This window comes from Gammaproteobacteria bacterium, assembly GCA_034522055.1.
Taxonomy (GTDB): Bacteria; Pseudomonadota; Gammaproteobacteria; order JAABTG01; family JAABTG01; genus JAABTG01.
In genome coordinates, this window is record JAXHLS010000006.1 from 333,436 (window position 1) to 351,978 (window position 18,543).

At 63.8% G+C, this 18,543-nt stretch carries 16 protein-coding genes; 6 read left to right on the top strand and 10 right to left on the bottom strand.

Features of this window, described 5'->3' with window-relative positions; all coding sequences use genetic code 11:
- Positions 1 to 103 precede the first annotated feature (103 nt).
- From U5S82_20165 to U5S82_20185, 5 genes are all read right to left on the bottom strand, one after another.
- Positions 104 to 1,372, bottom strand: a complete 1,269-nt coding sequence (locus U5S82_20165; GenBank protein MDZ7753893.1) for a DUF3179 domain-containing protein — start codon at positions 1,370 to 1,372, stop codon at positions 104 to 106.
- A 507-nt stretch (positions 1,373 to 1,879) separates the two neighbouring features.
- Positions 1,880 to 3,328 (bottom strand): bifunctional 2-methylcitrate dehydratase/aconitate hydratase, encoded by a 1,449-nt coding sequence (locus U5S82_20170; protein ID MDZ7753894.1) that lies wholly within the window; start codon positions 3,326 to 3,328, stop codon positions 1,880 to 1,882.
- Between the two features lie 491 nt (positions 3,329 to 3,819).
- On the bottom strand, positions 3,820 to 4,965 hold the full coding sequence (gene prpC / locus U5S82_20175) for a 2-methylcitrate synthase (GenBank protein MDZ7753895.1): 1,146 nt from the start codon (positions 4,963 to 4,965) through the stop codon (positions 3,820 to 3,822).
- Positions 4,958 to 5,851: a methylisocitrate lyase gene (gene prpB, locus U5S82_20180; protein ID MDZ7753896.1), complete on the bottom strand. Its 894-nt coding sequence runs from the start codon at positions 5,849 to 5,851 to the stop codon at positions 4,958 to 4,960. Before prpB ends, prpC begins: the two co-directional genes overlap by 8 nt.
- The gene (locus U5S82_20185) at positions 5,848 to 6,552 is read right to left on the bottom strand and encodes a GntR family transcriptional regulator (GenBank protein MDZ7753897.1); all 705 of its coding nucleotides are present in this window, start codon (positions 6,550 to 6,552) and stop codon (positions 5,848 to 5,850) included. The genes prpB and U5S82_20185 overlap by 4 nt, the downstream gene beginning before the upstream one ends.
- 139 nt (positions 6,553 to 6,691) lie before the next feature.
- Between U5S82_20185 and ppsA the strand changes: the two genes are divergently transcribed.
- Both ppsA and U5S82_20195 read left to right on the top strand, forming a co-directional pair.
- Positions 6,692 to 9,061, top strand: coding sequence for a phosphoenolpyruvate synthase (gene ppsA, locus U5S82_20190; protein ID MDZ7753898.1), 2,370 nt, complete (start codon positions 6,692 to 6,694; stop codon positions 9,059 to 9,061).
- A 191-nt stretch (positions 9,062 to 9,252) separates the two neighbouring features.
- Positions 9,253 to 9,468, top strand: a complete 216-nt coding sequence (locus tag U5S82_20195; protein ID MDZ7753899.1) for a hypothetical protein — start codon at positions 9,253 to 9,255, stop codon at positions 9,466 to 9,468.
- A gap of 48 nt (positions 9,469 to 9,516) precedes the next feature.
- Here the strand turns inward: U5S82_20195 and U5S82_20200 are convergent, their stop codons facing one another.
- The 5 genes from U5S82_20200 to U5S82_20220 form a co-directional block, all read right to left on the bottom strand.
- A complete protein-coding gene (locus U5S82_20200; protein MDZ7753900.1) occupies positions 9,517 to 10,515 on the bottom strand; it encodes a YhdH/YhfP family quinone oxidoreductase in 999 nt (332 codons plus the stop codon).
- Between the two features lie 3 nt (positions 10,516 to 10,518).
- Complete coding sequence (locus U5S82_20205; GenBank protein ID MDZ7753901.1) at positions 10,519 to 11,304, bottom strand: ADP-ribosylglycohydrolase family protein; 786 nt, start codon at positions 11,302 to 11,304, stop codon at positions 10,519 to 10,521.
- 239 nt (positions 11,305 to 11,543) lie between these two features.
- Positions 11,544 to 12,122: a DUF302 domain-containing protein gene (locus tag U5S82_20210; GenBank protein ID MDZ7753902.1), complete on the bottom strand. Its 579-nt coding sequence runs from the start codon at positions 12,120 to 12,122 to the stop codon at positions 11,544 to 11,546.
- Positions 12,123 to 12,242: 120 nt separating this feature from the next.
- Positions 12,243 to 13,520 carry an FCSD flavin-binding domain-containing protein gene (locus U5S82_20215; protein MDZ7753903.1) on the bottom strand — a complete coding sequence of 426 codons (1,278 nt, stop codon included), beginning with the start codon at positions 13,518 to 13,520 and terminating at the stop codon, positions 12,243 to 12,245.
- Between the two features lie 24 nt (positions 13,521 to 13,544).
- Entirely contained in the window at positions 13,545 to 14,135 is a 591-nt protein-coding gene (locus tag U5S82_20220) for a c-type cytochrome (GenBank protein ID MDZ7753904.1), read from the bottom strand.
- 885 nt (positions 14,136 to 15,020) lie between these two features.
- Here U5S82_20220 and U5S82_20225 point away from each other — a divergent pair.
- The 4 genes from U5S82_20225 to U5S82_20240 are packed head-to-tail and all read left to right on the top strand — an operon-like array spanning position 15,021 to position 18,527.
- Positions 15,021 to 15,542: a cytochrome c3 family protein gene (locus tag U5S82_20225; protein MDZ7753905.1), complete on the top strand. Its 522-nt coding sequence runs from the start codon at positions 15,021 to 15,023 to the stop codon at positions 15,540 to 15,542.
- Positions 15,543 to 15,557: 15 nt separating this feature from the next.
- A complete protein-coding gene (locus tag U5S82_20230) occupies positions 15,558 to 16,316 on the top strand; it encodes a 4Fe-4S dicluster domain-containing protein (protein ID MDZ7753906.1) in 759 nt (252 codons plus the stop codon).
- 1 nt (position 16,317) lies between these two features.
- Positions 16,318 to 17,496, top strand: coding sequence for an NrfD/PsrC family molybdoenzyme membrane anchor subunit (gene nrfD, locus U5S82_20235; protein MDZ7753907.1), 1,179 nt, complete (start codon positions 16,318 to 16,320; stop codon positions 17,494 to 17,496).
- A gap of 44 nt (positions 17,497 to 17,540) precedes the next feature.
- A complete protein-coding gene (locus tag U5S82_20240; protein ID MDZ7753908.1) occupies positions 17,541 to 18,527 on the top strand; it encodes a universal stress protein in 987 nt (328 codons plus the stop codon).
- Positions 18,528 to 18,543: the final 16 nt, after the last annotated feature.

Below are 18,543 nucleotides of genomic sequence, written 5' to 3' on the forward strand. Positions count from 1 at the left end.
GAAGGGCGAGCGCAGGCAGCGGGTAATCCGGGGTCGGTGGCCACCACGCAGGCTCGTCGCCGTGTTGTGATGCCGTGGCGCTTAGGCCCGTTAGATTCTCCGCTCAGGGGGTGTTGGCAGGAGGCTCCACCACCTCGGATTCCGGATTGAAGACCAGCCACGCGAAGGCGAAATGCACGCCGGCATCCACCTGGGTGAGTCGTTGGCCTTTCAGGGGGCCGGCGACGGCGTGGCCGAGGATGTTCCATTCGGAGCCCGTCTCCCGGTCCATCACCGCGTCTCCGCGACGTTCGAAAGAGAGGGTGCGTTCCTTCAGACGCCGATCATAGGCGGCCGCGGCCGGCACCCGGCGGGAGGCCCGGATCTCGCCGGCATCCAGGGCGGAGAGGGTTCCGGCCTTGGCGAACACGGCGATGGGGGTGTCCCCCACCTCGTCCGCCAGGGGCGCGGCGGCGGCGAGCCGGGACAGGGGATAGACCTTCGTTTCACTACCCGCCTGGACGCCGAGCACCCGCTCCATGGCGGGCAGGCGGGGATCGGCGGGTTGGCGCAACAGGAAGGGCTGGTCGCCGATGCGGTCATAGCCCCGGTAAGGATTCTGGCCGTAGTCCCGGCGGTGGCCGGTCTGGCGGGACAGCACATCGCCGCCGGGATGGGCGTCCCGGAAGTCCTCGAAGGCGACGATGGGGGCGGCGATGCGCTCCAGTTCCCGCCCGGCGTAGTCACCGGCGATGGCGGTGCCGGAGAATTGTTGCCACCAGGATTCGGTCTGGCGGTCGTACATGACGAGGTCGCTCAGACGCAGCTTGCCGGTGGTGCCGAAATCCAATACCCGCCCCGCCAGGCGCCTATCGAACACGATGGCGGCGTTGCACAGCGGACAGAAGGTCACGGACACCGGCGTACCGGCCAGGGTGTCGTTGACGATCTCGTGCCAGATGAGGATCTGCAGGGGATAGGCCCGGGCCTGGCCTTCGATATCGAGGGCGATCACCGGTTCCCGGGGATGAAGCCAGGCGGCTGCCTCCTCGGTCGTCTCTAAGCGCGGCCGGTCGATGGCCGGGATGCCATCCTTGGGCGGCCCACCGGAGATGATCTCCGATACATCCACGGTAGTGTGTTCGAAGTCCGTACGGGGCCACTGGTCGCCGAACTTGTTCCGCCACTCGTTGGCCGAGACCCCGCCGGCCATGAGGGCGAACAGGACGGCGCCAAGGAGGACGAAGGCCTGCCACGGCGCACCATGCCCGGGTTGTGATATACCGCCGGCGTCGGATGGACGGGATATCCGACGAAATGTCCGACGAACGGTCGGGTTATAAGAAGGTGTGGCCGTGGGTCGCTTCGCGGACAGGAAGGGGGTTGTGTGCACTGCGCTGCTCCTGGGTCATGATCCGGCACCGGCCTTTTATGAACCGGGCCTCGTTGGGATCCTGACCCTGGGCGAGGGAACATTCTTACCTGTTTCGGGGCCAGTTTTAATGTCGGGATGAATCCCGACCTACAAAAAGCGTTACCGCGAAAGACGCGAGTGACGCGAAAAGGGAGAAGGTCAGGGAGGAATGGCAGTTCGAAAAGGCGCAGTTGTGTAGGTCGGGCTGTAGGTCGGGCTTCAGCCCGACACCGAACCCTGGCGGGGATTCCAACCCGGCGTGGGGTGCGTGAGGCGGGGTTTAATGTCGGGATGAATCCCGACCTACATCCGTGCCAAAGGAATGGGCGTTGGGGGTGTCGTGTGGGTCGGGCTGTTGGGCTGTAGGTCGGGCTTCAGCCCGACAGCCCGCCGGCGGGGATTCCGACCCGGCGTGGGGTGCGCGGGGCGGGGTTTAATGTCGGGATGAATCCCGACCTACAGCCCGACACCCAACTGTCCCCGTATTCAGATCACGAGCAGGTCGACGAAGCGGTGCACGGGCGTGGCCGCCAGGGCCTCGGCGTCGAGGCACAGGTCGTATACCCGCCGGGCCTGAACCCGGGGCAGGCGGGTTCGGAGGGCATCGAGGAATTTCTGCTCCAGCAGGGCAATCCCTTCGGCCCGGCGGCGGCGATGGCCGACGGGGTACTCCACCTCCACCTTTTCGGTAACGGTGCCGTCCTTGAAGAACACCTGCACGGCATTGGCGATGGAGCGCCTGTCGGGATCCAGGTAGTCGCGGCTGTAGCGGGGGTCCTCCGTCACCGTCATCTTGTCCCGCAGGGCATCGATGCGCGCGTCCGCGGCCACTTCGTCCTCGTAGTGGGCCGCGGTCAGGGCGCCGTGGATGAGGGGCACGGCCACCATGTATTGCAGGCAGTGGTCCCGGTCCGCCGGGTTGTACAGGGGGCCCTCCTTGCTGATGATGCGGATGGCCGATTCCTGGGTGGTGAGCTCCACCCGCTCGATGTCGTCGATGCGGTCGTTCACCTGGCCGTGCAGCGCCAGGGCGGCCTCGACGGCGGTTTGGGCATGGAACTCGGCGGGGAAGCTGATCTTGAACAGGATGTGCTCCATCACGTAGCTGCCGTAGTCCTGGGTGCGCTCGAAGGGCCGGCCCTCGAACAGCACATCGTAGAAGCCCCAGCGCGGCGCCGTCAGCGCCGAAGGCAGGCCCATCTCGCCCTTCATCACCATGAGGGCCAGGCGTACGCCGCGGGAGGAGGCGTCACCGGCGGCCCACGACTTGCGCGAGCCGGTGTTGGGGGCGTGGCGGTAGGTACGCAGGCTCTGGCCGTCCACCCAGGCGTGGGACAGGGCATCCACCACCTGGTCCTGGTCCGCCCCCATCATGCGTGCCGCCACCGCCGTGGAGGCCACCTTCACCAACACCACGTGGTCGAGGCCCACGCGGTTGAAGGCGTTCTCCAGGGCCAGGACGCCCTGGATCTCGTGGGCCTTCACCATCCATCGCAGCACGTCGCCCATGATCATGGGGGCGTCGCCCCGGGCCACGGCTTCCCGGGACAGCCAGTCCGCCACCCCCAGGATGGCCCCCAGGTTGTCGGAGGGATGGCCCCACTCGGCGGCCAGCCAGGTGTCGTTGAAATCCAGCCAGCGCACCATGGCGCCGATGTCCCAGGCCGCCTTCACCGGGTCCAGCTGATGGGGCGTGCCGGGCACCCGGGCGCCGTTGGGCACCACGGTGCCGGGCACGATGGGGCCGAGGTGCTTGGTGCACTCCGGGAACTGCAGGGCCAGCAGGGCACAGCCCAGGCTGTCCATCAGGCAGTTGCGGGCGGTGTCCAGGGCCTCGGCGGAGTCGATGGGGCTCTCGCAGACGTAGCAGGCGATGTCCACCAGCTCGGGGTCGGGAGTGGGCCTGACGTTAGCGTCGGCGTGATGGCTGCTCATGCGCTTACTCCTATTGAGGGGACAGTTTACTTAATTCGATCGGGCATCCTTGACGCGGCGGGAGTACGGGGCGAATTAAGGGGCTTGTCGGCAGAATTCGTGTGTGTAGAGAGCAGAGTTCCTCTCGCCAAGACACCAAGATCGCCGAGTCAGGGATCATTCTTGGTACTGGCTGCCGTACTCCTTAACCCCTGGGTCACCGGATATTGATTAGGCCTGCAATATATAGTCTCTCACGGAGGCACAGAGGCACAGAGAAATACAGATGCAGGGTCTGAAGGCAGCTTTGACTTCGTGGTGAGAGTCCGCCCCACCCCCACTGCGGAAGGCCACCCTCGACACAAGGCAGAATCGGCAAGTCCCATAACCTCAGTGCCTCTGTGCCTCCGTGAGAGATGATGCTTATTTGGTCAACGACGAACAGGCCACTAATACAAGGAAAAACAATCAGCTTAAAGTGTTCTTGGCGATCTTGGCGCCTTGGCGAGAGGTTAGTTTTTCCGTTCCTGGATGGGCACCCAGGGCAGGTTCTCCGGCCCGGTGTAGTGGGCACTGGGGCGGATGATCTTGCCGTCCTCGCGCTGCTCGATGACGTGGGCCACCCAGCCGGTGGCGCGGGAGATGACGAAGATGGGCGTGAACATGGCAGTGGGGATCCGCATCATGTGGTAGGAGACCGCCGAGAACCAGTCCAGGTTGGGGAACATGCGCTTGGCGTCCCACATCACCGATTCCAGGCGCTCCGCCACCGCGTACATGGTGGTGTCGCCGTCCTCCTCGGACAGGCGCCGCGCCACATCCTTGATGACCCGGTTGCGGGGGTCGCCGGTGGTATACACGGGATGGCCGAAGCCGATGATGATCTCCTTCCTCGCCACCCGCTCGCGGATATCGGCCTCGGCCTCGTCGGGGCCGGCATAGCGTTGCTGGATCGCGCAGGCGGCCTCGTTGGCCCCGCCGTGCTTGGGGCCGCGCAGGGCGCCGATGGCCGCGGTGACGGCGGAGTAGATGTCGGAGTTGGTGCCGGCCACCACCCGGGCGGTGAAGGTGGAGGCGTTGAACTCGTGCTCGGCGTACAGGATGAGGGAGGTGTCCATGGCCCGCACCCAGGAGGCCCGCGGGGTCACGCCGTGGAGCAGGGTGAGGAAATGGCCGCCGATGGAGTCGTCGTCCGTGTCCAGTTCGATGCGCCGGCCGTGGTGGCTGAAGTGGTACCAGTAGAGGAGCATGGAGCCGAAGCAGGCGATGAGGCGGTCGCCGATGTCCCGTGCCCGCGCGGCGTCCATGTCCGCTGGTTCCGGCGCCAGGGTGCCCAGCACCGAGCAGCCGGTGCGCATCACGTCCATGGGGTGGGCGGAGGCGGGCAGGCACTCCAGGGCCCCCTTGAGGGGGGCGGGCAGGCCACGCAGTTCCCGCAGCTTGCGTTTGTAGGCATCGAGCTCCGCCGCGGTGGGCAGCCGGCCGTGGATCAGCAGGTGGGCGATCTCCTCGAATTCGGCCTCGTCCGCGAAGTCCAGGATGTCGTAGCCGCGGTAGTGGAGATCGTCGCCGCTGATGCCCACGGTGCAGATGGCGGTATTGCCGGCGGTGGTGCCCGACAGCACCACGCCCTTCTTGATCTTCTTCGCCTCAGACATGCTCGTTGTCCCCCTCCTGCGCGAACAGCGCATCCAGCTTCTCTTCGTAGTGGTGGTAGTCCAGGATCTCGTAGAGTTCCTGGCGGGTCTGCATCTGGGCCAGCACGCCCTGCTGGCTGCCTTCGGTGCGAATGGTCCGGTACACCTCCAGGGCCGCCTTGTTCATGGCGCGGAAGGCGGACAGGGGATAGAGGATGAGGCCGACCCCGGTGGCCGCCAGCTCGTCGCGGGTGAACAGGGGCGTATGGCCGAACTCGGTGATGTTGGCCAGCACCGGCACCCCCACGCGCTCCACGAAGGTGCGGTACTGGGCGAGCTCGGTCATGGCCTCCGGAAACACCATGTCGGCACCGGCCTCGACGCAGGCCGCGGCCCGCTCCAGGGCCCCCTCCATGCCCTCCACCGCCAGGGCATCGGTGCGCGCCATGATGACGAAATCGTCATCGCGGGCATCCACCGCGGCCTTGATGCGGTCCACCATCTCGGCCCGGGACACGATGGCCTTACCCGGCCGGTGGCCGCAACGCTTGCTCTGCACTTGGTCCTCGATATGGATGCCGGCGGCGCCGGCGCGCATCATCTCCCTTACCGTGCGGGCGATGTTGAAGGCGCCGCCCCAGCCGGTGTCGGCATCCACCAGCAGGGGGAGATCCGTGGCGTAGGTGATGCGGCGCACGTCGATGAGCACATCTTCGAGGGAGGTGATGCCGAGGTCCGGCAGGCCGCAGGAGGCGGCGGCCACGCCACCCCCCGAGAGGTAGATGGCCTGGAAACCGGCATGTTCGGCGAGCATGGCGTGATAGGCGTTGACGGCGCCCGCCACCTGCAGGGGGCGCTCGGTGGTGAGGGCGGTCCTGAGGCGTCGTCCGGGGGAGCTGGTGGTCATGGCGGGTCCTGGGTCGGGGCGGCGGTGGCCACCGCTTGGGGATCGAGCTGGCGCTGGGCGTTGAGGCGCGACTGGCGTATATGGCGGCGCATGAGCAACTCGGCCAACTCGCCGTCGCCGTCGGCGATGGCATCGACGATGTGCCGGTGCTCCCTCAGGGCATGGGTGATCCGCGGGCCGGCGGTGCCGAACTGGGCACGGTACATGCGCACCTGGGAGTAGAGGTCGCGCCAGAACACCTCGATGAGCTTGCGGTTCCTGCTGCCCTGGATGATGCGGAAGTGGAAATCCAGGTCGCCCCCCTGCTGGTAGTAGACCGGGGCCTCCCGTCCCTCCATCTCGAGGCGCTGGGCGTCCAGCAGGCGGCGCAGATCCGCCACCTCGGTGGCGGACATGTGTTGGGCGGCGAGGCGGCAGGCCATGCCCTCCAGGGCCTCGCGAACATAGTAGATGTCGAAGAGCCCCTCGAGGGTGAGCGCCGCCACCCGTGCCCCCACGTTGGCGCGACGCACCACCAGCCCCGAGGATTCGAGGCGCCGGATGGCCTCCCGCAGGGGGCCCCGGCTGACACCGTAGATACGGGCGATCTCCGGCTCGCTGATCTTGCTGCCGGGTGCCATGCGGCCGCTGACGATGGCATCCTGCAACTGCTGGAAGAGGCTGTCGGCAAGGGTGGTGACGGTGGGTTCCGGGTTATTCATGGCTGCCTAATATTGTCGACATTCTTGAGGGTGATTGCCATTCAAGCCGGATATAATCGTTGACTGCATGGGGTGAAATTCTATAATTGTCGACATCTTTGTCAAGCATGCCCCATCACCGAATAGTGGAGGAAGTCTGATGCCGAGCTATGTCGTCCCCCTGGAGGAACTCGGAAAAGATGACGTGGACCGCGTGGGCGGCAAGAACGCCTCCCTGGGCGAGATGATCCGTCATCTCCGGGAGGCGGGAGTGGCGGTGCCGGGGGGCTTCGCCACCACCGCCGAGGCCTATCGGGATTTCATCAGCCACAACGACCTCGACGCCCGCATCCACGAGTTGCTGGATGCCCTGGACGTGGACGACGTCACCCGGCTGGCCGAGGTGGGGCGCCAGTTGCGCCAGTGGATCGCCGAGGCCCCCCTGCAACCGGCCCTGGACCAGGCCATCGACGAGGCCTACGCGCGCATCATGGCCGATGGCGAGCACGCCGTGGCGGTGCGCTCGTCGGCCACCGCCGAGGACCTGCCCGACGCCTCCTTCGCGGGCCAGCAGGAGACCTTCCTCAACATCAACGGCCTCGGGCAGACCAAACGGGCCATCAAGGATGTCTTCGCCTCCCTCTTCAACGACCGCGCCATCTCCTACCGCGTGCACCAGGGCTTCGACCACCGCGAGGTGGCCCTGTCCGCCGGTGTGCAGCGCATGGTGCGCAGCGACATCGGCGCCAGCGGCGTCATGTTCACCCTGGATACCGAGTCGGGTTTCACCGATGCCGTGTTCATCACCGCGGCCTACGGCCTGGGGGAGACGGTGGTCCAGGGCCAGGTGAACCCCGACGAGTTCTATGTCTACAAGCCGGCCCTGGCGGCGGGACGTGCGGCCATCCTGCGGCGCACCGTGGGCAGCAAGGCCATCCGCATGGTGTATGCCGACAGCGACGACCATCACGGCACCGTCAAAGTGGAGGAGGTGCCCGGGGAGCTGCGGCGGCGCTTCTGCATCGACGACGACGACGTCAACACCCTGGCGCGTCAGGCCCTCGTCATCGAGGAACATTACGGCTGTCCCATGGATATCGAATGGGCCAAGGACGGTGAGGATGGAAGACTCTACATCGTGCAGGCACGGCCGGAGACGGTGCAGAGCCGGCGCGCCCGGGTGCTGGAGCGCTTCCATCTCCAGGGCACCGGCACGGTACTCTCCGAGGGCCGCGCCATCGGCCAGCGTATCGGCACCGGCAAGGCCCGCATCGTCGAGGGCATCCACCAGATGTCCAAGGTGGAACCCGGGGATGTGCTCATCACCGACATGACGGATCCGGACTGGGAGCCGGTGATGAAGCGGGCCGCCGCCATCGTCACCAACCGCGGCGGGCGCACCTGCCATGCCGCCATCATCGCCCGCGAGCTGGGGATCCCGGCGGTGGTGGGTTGCGGCGACGCCACCAAGGCCATCCCCGAGGGCGTGGAGGTGACGGTGTCCTGTGCCGAGGGCGACACCGGTCACGTCTACGAGGGGATCCTGGACTACGAGGTGCGCCGCACCGAGCTCGATGCCATGCCCGAGCTGCCCCTCAAGATCATGATGAACGTGGGCAATCCCGATCAGGCCTTCGATTTCGCGGGCCTGCCCAACGCCGGTGTGGGCCTCGCCCGGCTGGAGTTCATCATCAACCGCGCCATCGGCATCCATCCCAAGGCGCTGCTGGAGTTCGATGACCTGCCCGCCGACCTCAAGAAGCAGGTGAGCGAGCGCATCGCGGCCTACGGTGACCCCGTGCGCTACTACGTGGAACGCCTGGCCGAGGGCATCGCCACCATCGGCGCGGCCTTCGCCCCCAACCCGGTGATCGTGCGGCTGTCGGACTTCAAGTCCAACGAGTATGCGAACCTGCTGGGGGGCGAGCGCTACGAGCCCGAGGAGGAGAACCCCATGCTGGGTTTCCGGGGTGCCTCGCGTTATCTCGCCGACAGCTTCCAGGACTGCTTCGCCCTGGAGTGCGAGGCCATGCGCCGGGTGCGCGACGACATGGGGCTCACCAACGTGGAGGTAATGATCCCCTTCGTGCGCACGGTGGACGAGGCCCGGGGAGTGGTGGAGCTGATGGCGGCCAACGGCCTGGTGCGGGGCGAGAACGGCCTGCGGGTGATCATGATGTGTGAGCTGCCCTCCAACGCCCTGCTGGCGGATCAGTTTCTCGAGCACTTCGACGGCTTCTCCATCGGCTCCAACGACCTCACCCAGCTCACCCTCGGTCTCGATCGGGACTCCGGCCTGGTGGCCCGCATCTTCGACGAGCGCAACGATGCGGTGAAGGCCCTTCTGTCTATGGCTATCCAGGCCTGCCACAAGGCGGGCAAGTACGTGGGGATCTGCGGCCAGGGCCCTTCCGACCACCCCGATCTGGCCCGCTGGCTCCTGGAGCAGGGCATCGACAGCGTGTCCCTGAACCCCGACACGGTCATCGAGACCTGGCTGTATCTGGCGGAAGAGGTGGTCAAGGACTGAGGGCCCGGCCCGTCCATGCCCGGACCGCGCGGACCCGAATCGATGCTTATACCCCATTTGCGCAGGTGCAATGGGGGCCGTTCTTTATTTAATCTATGGGCACCGCACACCGGGCGGCATGCCGCGCGCAGCGCCGCCCGGCACCGTCCATTGCAAACGGGGCGTCTGCCCCCAGGAAACAGGAGACGAACATGTCAGGTACATTTTCATTCAAGGGAGACACACTGGTCCATAAGGCGGAGGATCCCGGCTACCGGGTGGGCTGGAAGTACAAGTATCAGTTCGAGAAGGGGCATCTGGACGACGAGATGAGCTATGGGGAGGCCCTGAAGAAGAGTGGCGAGCTGGCGGCCAAGGAGCCCGAGAAGACCTTCTGGCCCGAGTTGGTGCTCACGCCCAATTTCTGACGGCCCTGGACGAGGGATCCCAAGAACCCCGCCCCGCGCGGGGTTTTTTTACGTCCCCAGGTCCACCACCACCCGCCCCGTCACGCCGCCTGCCAGGATGGTATCGATGTAGGGGTCCAGCCCCTCGAGGCCGACCACCGTGGCCATCCCTTCGAGCGCGGCGGGCCTCCAGTCGCTGGCCAGGCGTTGCCAGACCCGCCGGCGTCGCTCCATGGGGCAGCCCTGGGAGTCGATGCCGGCCAGGGTGATGCCCCGGAGGATGAAGGGAAATATGGTGAGATGCAGCTCCGTCGAGGCCACCATGCCGCAGCAGGTGACCACGCCGAAGGGTTGGGTGGCCTTGATGCCCGATACCAGGAGATCGCCCCCCACCGTGTCCACCATGCCGGCCCAGCGGGGTCGCGCCAGGGGGCGGGCCGTCTCTTCCAGGGCCTCCTCGCGGCCGATGATGCGCGCGGCCCCCAGGGCCCTGAGAGTCGCCGCGGCCTCGGGCTTGCCCGTCACCGCCACGGGCGCGTAACCCAGGCGGGCCAGGATGGCGACGCTGAGGCTGCCCACGCCGCCGCTGGCGCCGGTGACGAGGATCTCCCCCTGGTCCGGGGTGATGGTCCCGGCCAGGGCCTCCACCGACAGGCCGGCGGTGAGGCCTGCGGTGCCCAGGACCATGCTCTCCTGCAGGGTCAGGCCGCGGGGCAGGGGGACCACCCACGCCGCCGGCACGCGGATGTACTGGCCGAAGCCCCCCGGCGTGTCCATGCCGAGGTCGTAGCTGGTGACGATGACCTGGTCACCCTCGGCGATCCCCGGAGCGGTGCTGGCCGCCACCACCCCGGCGGCGTCGATGCCGGGGGTATGGGGGTAGTGGCGGGTGATGCCCCTGGCGCCGGTGGCCGACAGGGCGTCCTTGTAGTTGAGCGACGACCACGCCACCCGCACCAGTACCTCGCCGGGCGGCAGTTCACCCACGGCGCGCCGGCGCAGCACGCGCCTGAACTGCCCGTCCCCGGCCTGCTCCGCCACCAGGGCCATGAATGCTTGTTCATTCATTGCTTATCTCCCCCTTTCGTGTCGGCCGAAACGCGCCTGGAAGGCTTCCACCACCACCCGCAGATCGGGGGTCAGGAGGGACAGGACGGTGTCACGGATGGTGTCAGGCACGCCGCCATAGAAGGCCTCCGCCATGCCGCCGGCGATGCAGGCGAGGGTATCGCTGTCGCCACCCAGGGAGACGGCGTTGCGCACGGCGTCCTCGAAGGAGTCGGAGTCGAGGAAGGCGATGATGGCCTCGGGCACCGTGCCCTGACAGGACACGTCGAAGCCGTAGCCGGGACGGATGTCTTCCACGCTGCGTTCGAGGTCGTAGTCGAAACGTTCGGCGATGAGCGCCCTGATGGCCTCCTTGTCGTGCCCGGTGCGGGCCAGGAAGACGGCGAGGGCGGTGGCCTGGGCCCCCTTGATGCCTTCCGGATGATCATGGGTGAATGCCGCCGTCTTCGCGGCTTCCGCCAACACGTCCCGTTCGGTGTCGAAGGCAAAACCCACGGGGCTCACGCGCATGGCGGCGCCGTTGCCCCAACTGTGGTAGGGGCGCGGCGCGGCGGCGAACAGCCAGCTTATGAAGCGCCCACCGTAGCCGGCATCGGGATGGCGGCGCCCGAACTCACGCACCGCGTCCTCGTAGGGTCGCCCGCCCAGAATCGCATCGGCGATGGCTACCGTCAGCACGGAGTCGTCGGTGAATCGGCCCTGGGGATGAAACAGCGGGAAGTCCTTGGTCTTGATGGGCCATGCCTCGTAGACCGAGCCGATGATGTCGCCGGCGATGGCCCCGATCATGGCGCGGTCCCACGCTTGATGAGAACCCCATTCATGGGCGGTCCGCTCCCCTGCGCCAGCGGATGGAGGGCCATGGAATGATGCACGGGAAAGGAAACCATGGCATCAGGGTAGCCCACGGATACCCTTGAACAAAACCGGAGCGACAGGGCCGAAAAGTCGGGCGCAAAAAAACCCCTCCGTGGGGAGGGGGGAGTCGAAACCGGTGGGGCAGTGGCTGGGGAGAGTGGAACGGGTATTCAGAAGTCTCCCATGGCCGCACGCTCGATGAGTTCGTTGAGGGCGGCGCTGACCTCCAGGGCCCCTTGCTTCAGATCGGGCGGCAGGGTCTTGCCGCCGTGGATCAACATGTCCAGATCCATCATCTGTAACCACAGGGTGCCGTCGGGGTCGGCGACCAGGGCGATGCGGCAGGGCATGAAGGCGGTGTAAGTGTTGTTGTAATCCGCCATCATGGCGCCCACCCGGGCATCGCAGAAGGAGAAGAAGTTGATGTAGCGGTAGGGCTCGCCCGTCACGGCCTCCACCTGCTTGTAGAAGGGTGCCTCGCCCACGAACAGCAGGTCGAGGTCCACCGCGACGCTCTTCAGGGACTCGGCGACGTCCTCGGGCGTCAGGCCTTCCTTTACCTTTTCCACTCGCACCAGGGCGGTGCCGGGGTCCAGGGTTTCCAAAAACCGACCGCCCACTTCCTGGTAGACCCGAAAGGCTTCGGGATCGAGTTTCGCGGCGAAGCTCTGAAACTGGATATAGCCAATTCCTGCCAGGATCAGCGCCAGGGCCCCTATGAGAGCGAGCAGATTTCTAATGATGTTCATGACGTGACTCCCTCGAATGTCATAAAAAACGCCGCGGGGTCCGTTAGTCCCGCGGCGCGATGGTTATCGATCCCGCCCACCCCCTGACCGTTGCCCGGCCATGGTGTGGGCGGGGAACCCTCAGGTGAACATATCGGCCGTGATATTGTTGAACCAGCTTCTCTGGTACACCGCCTCCCGTTTCCGGATTTCGGGGCTGGCATCGCTGGGGGAAACTCCGCTGGCGCCTTCGACCGCGACAATCTTGCCATCTTTGTATTGATAGACTGCCGCTACCGAGATGCCGTAGTCCGGTGTAACGATACTGTAGCAGGTGTTGACATAGGAGGGCTCAGGTTCCTCCCGGCCGTTGACCCGAGCGGCAATCATGGCGGCACACACTTTACCCTGGGAGTTGGCGGCGTAGGCGGACTTCGGCATCGCACCCGCGATGCAGGAGTCGCCGATGACGAACACGTCCTTGTGCAACGAGGACTCGAAGGTGCGCTGGTCCACCGGGCACCAGCCGGAATCGTCCACCAGGCCGCTGCGGGTGGCCACCGCACCGGCGCGCTGGGGCGGGATGATGTTGGCGACGTCCGCCTTGTGCTCGCTGAAGTCCGTGATCAGCAGGCCTTTCTTGGCATCCACCGCCATTACCTTGCCGTCCTCGGCGCCCGACACCCAGGAAATCATGTCCCCGTAAGCCTGTTTCCAGCCGGCGGTGAACAGGCCCTGCTTGGAGAACTTGGTCTTGTGGTCCAGAACCATGACCTTGGATTTGGGCTTGTGCTGTTTCAGATAATGGGCGATCTGGGCGGCACGCTCGTAAGGTCCGGGGGGGCAGCGGAAGGGATTGGGCGGGGCCGATATGAATACCACCCCACCATCCGGCATGGCCTCGAGCTGCTTGCGCAGGAGCAGGGTCTGGGGCCCGGCCTTCCAGGCATGGGGCATCAGCTCGGCGGCCGCCTCGTCATAACCGTCGATGGCTTCCCACTTGAAGTCGATTCCTGGGGCCACCACCGCGTAGTCATACTTCAGGGCGTCACCACCCTTGACCTTCACCTGCTTGTTGGCGGCGTCGATGGCTTCGACCTCTCCGTGCACCACTTTGACGCCATGGCCTTTCAGACCATCGTAGCCGAAGGTCAGGCTGTCTATGGTGCGATCACCGGCCAGTACCTCGTTGCTCGAGGGGCAGGATATGAACTTGGAATTCTTCTCGACCAGGGTCACGTCGATGCCCGGGTCGGCCATGCGCAGGTACTTGGCGGCAATGGCGCCGGAATAACCCCCGCCGACCACTACTACACGTGCCTTGGTGCCGGCGCGGGCCAGCCAGGGCGTTCCGGCGAGGCTGAGCACCGCCGCGCTACCCGCCAGCTTGACGAACGTTCTACGATTCAACTGAGACATACTTTACTTCCTCCGTGGGTGGACTTACTGCTGGCTGGCGTAGAAATGAGCCAGGGCCTTGAGGTCATCTTCGGTCAGGGCCTGGAACAGGGTGCGCATCATCTTGGAGCCTTCGGATATGGGCGTATCCGGGTTGGCGATGTCCAGCATCTGGAAGTAAAGGTACCCGGCGTACTGACCGGCGATTTGAGGCGTGGTGTCATTCGACATCTCCCCGCCGGCACCGTGGCATCCACCGCAGAACTTCTCTCCGTGCAGCGTCTGGCCCCTCGCCACCAACTCGGGGTCCGTCTCCTGAGCCGCCGGCTTCCAGGTCTGCTCCGCAAAAAACGTCGCCATGGCGTCGATCTCCGCGTCGCTATAGCCCTTGGCGATGCGGCCCATGATGGTGGAGTAACGGGAATCGTCCCGGTAGGTCTTCATGGCCGATACAAGGTATTCCTTGGGCAGGCCGGCGATGGTCGGTGCCTCGCCTTCGCTCACTCCATTGGTACCGTGGCAGCCGGCGCAGGTATTGCTGACCATGGCGGCATCCACCCCGCCGGCGATCGCCGGTGCGGTGGCCAGCAGCATGGCCGCCGCCGTCAGGGATACTGTCAGGTTACGGGTATGCATAAAAGTTCCTCTCTCCTTCGATGGATATATTGGTAGTTGGGAGGGCGGTGTAACCGCCTCCTGCGAACTCCATTCGCGGTGTCGTCCGAGTCTCCATGGTGTACGGGACATCGAATGTTCCCATTCAATTCTTAGCCTCAGCGCATGACGCTGGACCCTTAAAAGAGTAGGTGTAATTTCTTAAGAAAACCTTAAAAAGAAATCTTTGTTGAGCCAATAATCGATTTATTAATCTATATCTATTCCACCATTACCGCCTGTATTTAAATATAACGAAATAATTACTAACTTATATATTCAATCTATTGATCCTCATCATGTCCGATGCAGCTGTCGATTGACAGGAGTACCTCTCCATTTAGACTCTGCAGGCGCGTAACCATAGCCTTATCGAACCACGTGGTAGCCGGTTTACTTGTAGCGTGGTTCGACCGGCATGCAAGGACGATGGAAGTTCGGATCGTTAATCTTTCGTCTACGACATCGATGGAGTAGTTTCGCGCCCGCCTATTGCGCTAACATCATCGAGTCGAAGGCAGAAAAGCGGATGATAAGCGTCCGGCTCGGACCGACTGCGCGGTGCATGACATACCATCCTGTCTTCGCGCTGAGCCGACGTTCATAAGTTAACGTGAAAGTCGCGAAGCACGATCTCCCCCTCTCCCTCTGGGAGAGGGATGGGGTGAGGGAACGAACATGGCGATACGCGCTCCTCTTTCATCCTCTTGGGCGGCGCGTATCGCCATGAGAGTTAATGTGATGTCGTTTGGATAGGTTTCATCTGTAATTGAAATGGAAGGGTTACCCGGGATTATTCATGTCATCTCGGAATAACTTAAATTAAATAATAACCGGGATAAATGGGCCCGGGAGGAGGAGTCAAGCATGAGCACGAGGCCATCACCGCGGGCCCATATCTATCGCCTGATAGTCATACTGGTAGCTGCATTGGCCGTCATCGGCTGGGGCGGTCAGGCGCTGGTACCGGACACATGGGACAGCGATAACTGGTATCGCAAGGCAGCGCTTGTGGAATTGGCACAGAGACCGCCGCTGCATGGCGGGAACATGTCTTGCGAGACATCGTCCTGCCACGATGGCTCCGACGAGCAGCATGCCAAGCGTCTCGCGGAGCTGCCGAAGGGGACACACTACGGCTTGGCCTGTGAGTCCTGTCACGGCCCCCTTGCGTCTCATGTGGAGAATGGTCGTAAGACGGCCGACGCGCGCATCATGCGCACCGGCGAGGCCTGCCTCACCTGCCATGCAAACCTCCTCGGCCGGGACGGCAAGGTCGGCCAGTTTTCCAGTGAGCACCCGATTCACAAGGCCATGCAGGTGACGGAGGCGAAGTACTGTGGCCAATGCCATAACCCTCACCTTCCCAAACCCCGGAAGAATCAATAAGGAGGTTGTCTGGATATGAGTACCATGACCACGAGTCGCCGCAGCTTCCTGCGTGCCTTGGTGGCGGTGGCCGGTTCGGCCGCCGTCGCTTACCGTCCTTCAGCGCTGGCCTCCCTCGTCGGTGGCAAGGGCTCCATGGATACCACCGACGCCGACTATGTCTTCGTAGTCGATATCGACCGTTGTATCGGCTGCGGTAAGTGTGTGCAGGCCTGTTCGGTGGAGAATCATGTGCCTGCGGGGCATTTCAGGACCTGGGTGGAGCGTTATGTGCGCACCGCCGAAGGCACCTGGATTGATTCCCCGGACGGTGCCATCAACAGCTTTCCCCCGCTTGCCGAAGACGTCACGGCCGCGGCAAAAGAGACCACGTTCGTCCCCAAGTTGTGTAACCAATGCGATAACGCACCGTGCGTGCAGGTCTGTCCGGTGGGTGCCACGTTCAAGGCACCGGGCGGGTTCGTGCTCATCGATCCGGAGCACTGCATGGGTTGCAGCTACTGTATTCAGGCCTGTCCTTTCGGCGTGCGGTTCCTGAATCCCGCCACCCACATGGCTGACAAGTGCGACTGGTGTTACCACCGTGTCTCCAACGGGCTCCAACCCGCCTGCGCCACCGTATGCCCCACCGGGGCGCGGGCCTTCGGCGACCGCAATAAGCCGGAGGGTACGGTGGCGGAGGCCCTCGAAGAGGATCGCTGGAGGATACTCAAACCCGGCATGCATGCCCACAATCGGGTTCTCTATCGCCGTCTGCCCCGGGAGGTTATCTGAAATGACCAGTTCCACGTTACCGAACGAAGCATTGGTAAACTACATATTTCCGAATACGCACATCGACTGGTCGTTGATGATCGTGATCTACCCCTATATCACGGGCCTGGTGGCCGGGGCGTTCGTGGTCTCGGCCTTGTACCACGTATTCAATGTAAAGACCTTCGAACGCATATCGCGTTTCGCCCTGATCGCGGCATTTTGTTTCGGCCTGTTCGCGGGCGTACCGTTATTGTTGCATCTGGGACAACCGCAACGGGCGTTTAATATCTTCCTCACGCCCAATACCACGTCGGCGATGAGCATCTTCGGCTATGTCTACGCGAGTTATATGCTGCTGCTCACCGTCGAACTCTGGCTAACCTATCGCGAGTACATCATTCAAAGGGCCAAGGAGACGAAAGGAATTCCGGGGGTGATATGGAATGTGCTTACCCTGGGGGTCAGGACCTACACGCCGGAAGCGGCGCGCGTGGACCACAAGGTCACGGTGTTCCTGGCCGCCATCGGTATTCCCTGGGCCTTCCTGCTGCACGGCTACGTCGGGTTCATCTTCGGCTCCGTCAAGGCCAACGCATGGTGGGCCACGCCCCTCCAGCCCATCGTGTTCCTGGTATCGGCCATCGTCAGCGGCATGGCCATGCTGTTGTTGATGTATACCTTCATCCGCTGGCGTGCCCGCAAGGCCTATGATCTGGACATGATCAAGACCATGACCATCTACCTGTGGTGCATATTCCTGCTGGCCTTTACGCTGGAGACCCTGGAGGTGGTGTATGCGGCCTATGAACAGGGACATCACTGGACGGTCATAGGCCCGTTGCTGGCCGGACCGCTGTTCGACAGTTTCGTCATCGGCCAGGTGCTCACCCTTTCGGTATTGCCGATCCTAATTCTGGGTTATGCCGCATTGTCGAATGTCTGGGGCAAGCCGCTGTTATACCTCGTCAATATTGGTGCCTTCCTGCTGGTGTTGCAGGTGTTGTTCATGCGCTTCAACGTCGTGGTCGGTGGCCAGATGCTGAGCAAATCGGACCGCGGGTTTGCGGAGTTCCATCTCGAGGTCCTCGGTCGGGAGGGATTGATCATGGCGATCATCGTATTCGCGGCACCTTTCGTCACCTATTACATCATCAGCCGCATAATCCCGATATTCGATGACCAGCCGGTTCGGGGCTGATATTGACGGGTTGGCGCCAGCGGCCTATTGGTTAAGGAGCAATCATGAAGAATTTCAAAAAGATAATCATCTGTGCCCATCCCAAGTTCACGGATCTCGAGGCTGTGGAACGGCTTGCGGGTATCGCCAAGAACAGCGGCGCTCATATCACGGTGATGCATGTGGTCAGTGATTATCCCGAAGATGTACGGGAATGGTGGAACGTTCGAAATCCCGATAAGTTGAAGGAAAAGATCGTCAACGAGCGGCAAGGGTTCCTGGATGAAGTGGCGGGTCGGCTCATCCGGCTGGGTGCGCCGTCGGCGGATACGCGTTTGCTGTGGGGCAAGGAATTCATCGAGGTCACCCATGAGGTACTGGAAAAGTGCTATGACCTGGTGGTCCTTACCACCCGCAGGAAAACACCTCAATCCAAACGTCTCAAGGAATGTCCGTCCCGTGAGATGTTACGCCACTGTCCGTGTACGCTCTGGCTCACCAACGGTGTAATGACGGGCCGTTTCCACCGCGTACTGGCGGCCATCAAGGGCAACGGCGCGGAGGTGGACTGTAAGGGGCTGGATGGCAAGATCCTCGCGACCGCGGCCGCGGTGGCCGAGTCGGAGGGCAGTGAGCTACACGTGGTCCATAGTCTTCCAAGCGTCGGCCGGCCTCAACGCAAGGGCAAGCCAATGCCCGTGGACCTCGCGGAGTACATGGCTAAACTTCGCAAAAGTATTCGGGATAGCTGCACGGAGATCACCGGTAAGGCCCTGCTGAAGGAGGAGAACGTCCATCTGCCTCTGGGCCAGCCCATCGACGCCATCCCCGCCCTCGTCCGCGAGGTGGAGGCGGACCTGCTGGTGATGGGTACCGCCACCCGACCGGGATTGCGGGCGGTCCTCGGTGGCAATCCGACGGAGAAGATGCTCGATGTGATTGGGTGTGGAATGCTCGTGGTCAAGCCGGATGATTTCGTATCGCTGGTGGAACTCGAGGAGGAACTCGATGGTAAGCTGCAAAGGAAATGCGATACCGAGGAGACCTCCTGACCCCGGCAGCGCCCCA